The sequence below is a fragment of the Planomonospora algeriensis genome (assembly GCF_977012225.1).
Genome location: NZ_CDRNDK010000386.1, coordinates 1 through 6,080, shown reverse-complemented (window position 1 = coordinate 6,080; position 6,080 = coordinate 1). Strand labels below are relative to the sequence as shown.

Here is a 6,080-nt window from a genome sequence, read left to right as displayed (position 1 = left end):
CGCGCCGCGCGACGCCGACCGGCACCGCCGGGAGTGGGCCGCGCGCAACGCCTGACCGCGGAGCCGGTCAGATCGGCGGAGGGTCGAAGTCGGAGTCGATGCGCCGGCCCTCGGCCGCCGCGGCGATGTCGGGCTGGACCGCCGCCAGCGGGCTGTTCTCGTAGCGCTCCAGGGTGTCGGCCCGGAGCCGGTCCGCCTCCTTGTCCGCCCCCGCGGCCCGCAGGTCCAGCGAGAGGTTGGCGGCGCACAGCAGCGACAGGTAGTGCTCCTCGCCGAAGAGCCCGCGGAGCCTTTCCAGGGTGTCCTCGCCGAGGTCCCGCGCCCGGGCGCTCTCGCCCAGCGCCGCGAGGTCCGAGGCGAGGTTGACGGCGCAGGCCAGGGAGTAGTTGTGCGTCCGGCTGACCCGGGCGGCCAGCCGCTCCAGGGCCTCCTCGCTGAGGGTCCGGGCGGTCTCGGCGTCACCCCGCAGCCGGTGCAGGATCGCGAGGTTGCTCCGGCACGCCTGGGTGTAGGGGTGGTCCGCGCCGTAGACCCGGGGATAGCGCGCCACGGTCTGCTCCGCGAGGGCGAACGACTCGTCGAGCTCGCCGCTCACCCGCAGGGCGTTGGAGAGGTTGACCGCGGCGGCCATCGTGTCGGGGTGCTCGTCGCCGAAGAGCCGCTGGAACCGGGTGTGGGTGTCGCGGGCCAGCTCCAGCGCCCCGGCCAGGTCGCCGGCCCGGCGCCGGGCGATGGACAGGTCCTTGGCGGCCAGCAGGGTGGTGGGGTGGTCGGGGCCCAGCTCCTGCACCCCGTAGGCGAGGGCCTCCTCGCCCACGTCGCAGGCGTCGGCGTAGTCGCCGCAGAGCCGGATGGCCCGTGACAGGTTGTGCCATGAGCTGAGCAGGGAGGCCTTGCTGACGCCCTGCACCGCGTCGCTCTGCTCCTGGTAGGTCTCCAGGTGCAGCAGTTGCGCCCGCGTGTAGTCGCTGGTGAGGCCGTGGTCGAGGGCCAGGTTGTTCATGACGCGCAGGGTGGAGGGGTGGGTCTCGCCGAAGACCCGTCTGTGGATCTCCAAGGACTCCGTGTCCAGCTCGCGGGCGCGCAGGAACTCCCCCCCGAGCGCGCAGCGCCGCTCCGAAGCCGTTGGTGGCCGAGAGCGTCTCGGGGTGCTCGGGGCCGAGGACTTCGCGCATGGCCTCCAGATTCCCGGAGACGAGCTCGTAGTCCGCGGCGTACTCGCCCAGCCCGCGCAGGACGGCGCCCAGGTGCCTGCGGGCGATCAGCACGTCCTGGTGCCGCGGCCCGCTGGCCGCGGTCCACCGCGCGATGAAGTCCTCGGCGAAGGCGCGGGCCGACTGGTAGTTGCCCGCCTGGTACAGGTAGCGGACGATGTTCAACGCGAACCTGCGCACGAGGGGCTCGGTGCTCTCGGCGAGCTCCGAAGGGACGATGTGGCCCACCAGCTCCTCGAACATGCGCCATCTGCTGCTGTCGTCCGGGTCGGCCGGTGCGCCGCCCGCCAGCAGCAGGTGGACCTCCCGCCGCGCCGCCCGCTGCTCCTCGGCGGACAGTCCGTCGCGCAGGAGCGCCTGCACGAGACGGTGGACCTGGATGGTGCGGGTCTCGGGCTCGATCCTGGCCAGGGCGAAACGCCGCAACTCGCTCAGGGCCTTGGTCAGCAGGAGGGTGTCGGACAGGATCGCGCTCAGCAGCGGGTCGGCCTTCTCCCCCGAGCCGCGGCCGAGGGTCTTGCCGCCCCGGCGGAAGATGTCGCGGGGGATGGGCTCGGGGCCGAAGAACGCGCAGCACCGCAGGATCCGGACCGCCTCGGGGAGCCGGTCCTGCAGCAGGGAGACCGAGACCTGCCAGGCGGCCGTCATCGACAAGGGGTAGCCCGACGCCTTGTTCGCGCCCAGCAGCCGGCCGGCCTGCTCCTCGAGCTGCTCGATGTACTCGTCGACCGACATGCCGGTCTCGTACTGGAGTGCTCCGGCCTGCTCCAGCGCGAGCGGCAGGTCGCCGAGCTTCTCCGCGAGCCGGGAGGCGTCCTGGTCCGAGATCTCCCTGCGCAGGCGCTTGCGGAGGAACTCCACGCTCTCCTGGCGCTCGAACACATCGACCTGCAGGGTCTCGAAACGGTCCTCCCAGTCGGGATTGCGTGAAGTGATCAGCACGTGGCCGGGCCCGAGCGGGATGAACTCCTCGATCCTGGCCGGGTCCTCGGCGTTGTCGAAGATCAGTAGCCAGCGGCGGTACGGCTCGCCGCTCTGCAGCGCTCTGCGCACCGCCTCGGCCGCCTCCTCGACACCGGTGGTCGCGGCGCTCGGCAGGCCCAGGTGGGGCGCCATCATGGCCAGCGCCGACGGCACCAGGACACGCTGGTCGGCCGGGATCCACCAGACCAGGTCGTAGTGGGAGCGGTAGCGCCAGGCGTACTCGATGGCCAGGTGGGTCTTGCCGACGCCGCCCAGGCCCTGGAGCGCCTGCGGCTGGGGGACGACGGCGGTGACCGTGTTGATGCCTTTGCGAAGCCGGGTGAGGAGCTCCTCGCGGCCGGTGAAGTTCCTGTTGCGGGGCGGAACCTTCTCCCAGATCTCGGGCTGCCGCTCGGGCATCGCGTGCGCCGCATGAGAAAGCTCCGCCACTTGGGACCTCCACGCGTGAGCCGAAAAACGATCCTGCGGTCATCTTAGATGTTGATTCACCGGGCGGGGTATTACAGAATCGTTTAAAGGCCGGAAGGTGCGTTTCAGGCCGCCACGGCGGGAGACGCACCGGCCGGGCTCGTTTTCGGGCTGACCGCAGCAGGGAGCCCATTGGACGGCGCGAGGAGCGGGCATGCACGGCGGCGAATCGAACTCCACGGCCATCATCGATCTCGACGGCCTCTCCCTGGCGTCCCTGCAGAACGCCGGCGCGGCCGTCCTGCGCGGTTTCCTGGAACGGCACGTCCTGGACGAGAGGGAGCCCTCGGCGGGATTCCAGAGCTCACTCTGATTCCGTCGGACCGCGGCGTGCCTTTCCGCGGCCGTGAAGGGGGAGGGAGATCGTGGGGCAGCCGCCGGTTCCCTCCGCGCCGCCCGTACCGCAGGGCCTCCGGCGTCGACCAGGTCTTGACGGCGCCGATGGACGCGCCAATAGAGTCGTACGGCACCGGGTCCGCGATCCGTCCGGACCCGCGGTCGACGAGGCGGTGCCGTGCGTGTACGACCTAGGTATGGACGACGCCGCGTGGGAGCGGCTGATCCACCAGCTGAAGAGCGGGGACTGCACGCCTTTCCTGGGCGCGGGCGCCTGCGCGGGAAGCCTCCCCACGGGAGGCGCGCTCAGCCGGGAGATGGCCGACAAATGGAAGTACCCCTACGACGACGACCACGACCTTCCCCGGGTGGCGCAGTTCGGCGCGATCAGATACGGCGACGCCGTGCACGTCAAGAGAATCGTCTGCGACAGGCTGTCCGCCGCGCGGCCGCCGGATTTCCGCGACCCGCTGGAACCGCACGGCCTGCTCGCGGAATTCCCGCTCCCCGTCTACCTCACGACCAATTACGACGACTTCATCGTCCGCTCCCTGAGAGCCGCGGGAAAACGGCCCAACGTGGCCATCTGCCCATGGAACAAGGACATTTCCTATGACGAGGGGCTGTTCGGCAGCGAAGCGGGGTGGAATCCGCGGCCGGACGCGCCGCTCGTCTACCACCTGCACGGCAATCTGCAGGACCCGCGTTCGATCGTGCTGGCCGAGGACGACTACCTGGAATTCCTCACCAGCCTCGCCGCGGAGGGCGTCGGGAACGGCCAGCGGATGCTGCCGCCCTCGATCCTGGCGGCGCTGACCAAGCGCCCGCTGCTCTTCATCGGCTACAGCCTGCAGGACTGGACGTTCCGCGTCCTGTTCGGCGGGCTGCTCAGGGCGGTCCCCGGCATCCACCGGCGCAGGCACGTGAGCGTGCAGCTCGTCCCCTCGATCTACACCTCCAGGGCGGACGTGCGCGAGGTGCAGCAGCAGCTGGCCAGGTATTACGAGGGCTGGCAGATCTCCGTCTTCTGGGGGAGCGCCGAGGAGTTCTGCAAGGAGCTGCGGCGGCGGATGGGATCGGTGTCGTGAGCCGGCGCGATGCCCACCGGCTCGCGGCGGGCGAGCCGTACGTCGGGCTGCGGGCGTTCCGGCGGGAGGACGGCGCCCGGTTCTTCGGCCGGGCCAGGGAGTCGCACGAGGTCGCCGACCTGTGGCAGGCCAACCGCCTGACCATCCTCTACGGCCCGTCCGGGGTGGGCAAGACGTCGCTGATCCAGGCCGGCGTGCTGCCGCTGCTGGACCCCACCACGACCGACGTCCTGCCGGTCGGCCGCGTCTCGCACGGCTCGGCCTTCCCCTCCGCGGCGCTCTCGCAGCACAACCCGCACGTCTTCGCCCTGCTGTCGTCCTGGTCCCCGGCGGAGGCGCCCACCCGGCTGTCCGGCCAGACGCTCCACGGCTTCCTGCGCCGCCGGCCGGCCCGGCAGGACCCGTACGGCGATCCGATCCTGACCCTGGCCGCGATCGACCAGGCGGAGGAGTTGTTCGAAGGGCTCGCCCACCGCCGGCCGTACCGCGAATGGTTCATCGACCAGCTCGTCGAGGCGCTGGACGCCGACCCGAACCTGCGCCTGCTCGTGGCGATCCGGGAGGACCACCTGGCCTCGATCCTCCCCCACGAGCCCAAGCTGGCCGGCATGCCCAGGGCCCGCTTCCCGCTGGCCGCGCTCGACACGGCGGCGGCGGTGCGGGCGACCGAGGGCCCGCTGGAGGGGACCGGGCGCTCGTTCGCCCCGGGAGCGGCCGAGAAACTGGTGGAGGACCTGCGCAGGATCAGGGTGGGGAAGGCGCTCGGGGAGGAGGTCGTCGCCGACGCGAAGACGGTCGAGCCCGTCCAGCTCCAGGTCGTCTGCTCCACCATGTGGCGCTCCCTGCCCGCCGACGTGCTGGTCATCACCGCCGAGCACGTGCGCCGCTTCGCCAACGCCGACCGGTCGCTCACCGACTTCTCCGAACGGATGATCGCGGAGGTGGCCCGCGACTACCTCGACGGCGACGCCGACCGGCTGCGGGCGTGGCTGCGGCGCAACTTCATCACCGAGCAGGGCAAGCGCGAGGTCGTCTACCAGGGGGAGACGCTCACCGCCGGAGAACCGAACTACGTGGTCAAGGCCCTGGTGGAACGGCACATCCTGCGGGAGGACATCAGGGCGGGCGCGCGCTGGTGCGAGCTCTCGCACGAGCGGCTCATCCAGCCGATCCTGCAGAACGACCACTCCGCGGAGCGGATCGAGGGCCGGGTGCTGCCGGAGGAGTACCTGCGCGCCGCCGAACTGGCCTTCCGCGACGGGGAGTTCGCGCTGGCGGCCAAGCAGGCCGAGGAGGCGCTGAACCGCTGCGAGGACGACACGTGGCTCCGCGCGGAGATCGAGTCCTTCCTCGGCAACGTCGCGCACCGGCGCGAGGACTTCGACAAGGCGGTGGCGCACTACCGCACGGCGGCGGTCCTGTTCGAGACGCTGGGGGCGACCACCGCGGTGGGCCGGCTGCTCGCCGGGATCGGCCGGCTGCGGCTGGCCCAGGGCCGCCCCTCGGTCGCGGTGCAGGAACTGTACTCGGCGATCCGCCGCGTCCCCGGCGACCCCGCGATCCAGACCGAGCTGGCTTGGGCGCTGTGGTACGACGGGCATCCCGAAGCCGCCAGGGACGTCCTCACCGACGTCCTCACCCGCGACGGGGACACCGCGGAGGCGCTCCGGGCCCGCGGCGAGATCCTGGCCGACCTGGGCAGGACCGCCGAGGCCCTGCGCGACCTCGACCGGTGCCGGCCGCTCCAGTGGCCGTCCACCCGGGCGGCGTACGCGCTCGCGCTGGCGTGCGAGGACGCGTCCGGGAGGCGGAGCAGGAGATCGCGGCGGTCCTCGCCGAGGCGGGGGACCACGGGCCCGTGCTGCTGTACGCGGCCAGGATCAGACGGGAGGCCGGAGCCGCGGGAGAGGCCGCGGAGCTGGCCCGGCGGGCGCAGGCCGCGCAGGCTCCCGCGCTCCCCGTCCACCTGAAGCGGGAGGCCGAGCGCCTG

General features: G+C 72.0%; 4 protein-coding genes and 1 pseudogene. 3 read left to right on the top strand and 2 right to left on the bottom strand.

Going from position 1 to position 6,080, the window contains the following annotated elements; genetic code table 11:
* Positions 1 to 67: 67 nt before the first annotated feature.
* Both fxsT (ACWJ6R_RS28145) and fxsT (ACWJ6R_RS28140) read right to left on the bottom strand, forming a co-directional pair.
* Positions 68 to 1,072, bottom strand: coding sequence for an FxSxx-COOH system tetratricopeptide repeat protein (gene fxsT, locus ACWJ6R_RS28145; protein WP_449065121.1), 1,005 nt, complete (start codon positions 1,070 to 1,072; stop codon positions 68 to 70).
* Positions 1,073 to 1,157: 85 nt separating this feature from the next.
* Positions 1,158 to 2,597, bottom strand: a pseudogene (gene fxsT / locus ACWJ6R_RS28140) (FxSxx-COOH system tetratricopeptide repeat protein); the annotation flags it as partial.
* A 223-nt stretch (positions 2,598 to 2,820) separates the two neighbouring features.
* Here fxsT (ACWJ6R_RS28140) and ACWJ6R_RS28135 point away from each other — a divergent pair.
* From ACWJ6R_RS28135 to ACWJ6R_RS28125, 3 genes are all read left to right on the top strand, one after another.
* Positions 2,821 to 2,979, top strand: coding sequence for a hypothetical protein (locus ACWJ6R_RS28135; RefSeq protein WP_449065120.1), 159 nt, complete (start codon positions 2,821 to 2,823; stop codon positions 2,977 to 2,979).
* 220 nt (positions 2,980 to 3,199) lie between these two features.
* The gene (locus ACWJ6R_RS28130) at positions 3,200 to 4,090 is read left to right on the top strand and encodes an SIR2 family NAD-dependent protein deacylase (protein WP_449065119.1); all 891 of its coding nucleotides are present in this window, start codon (positions 3,200 to 3,202) and stop codon (positions 4,088 to 4,090) included.
* The gene (locus ACWJ6R_RS28125; protein ID WP_449065118.1) at positions 4,087 to 6,060 is read left to right on the top strand and encodes an nSTAND1 domain-containing NTPase; all 1,974 of its coding nucleotides are present in this window, start codon (positions 4,087 to 4,089) and stop codon (positions 6,058 to 6,060) included. Before ACWJ6R_RS28130 ends, ACWJ6R_RS28125 begins: the two co-directional genes overlap by 4 nt.
* The last annotated feature ends 20 nt before the right edge of the window (positions 6,061 to 6,080 follow it).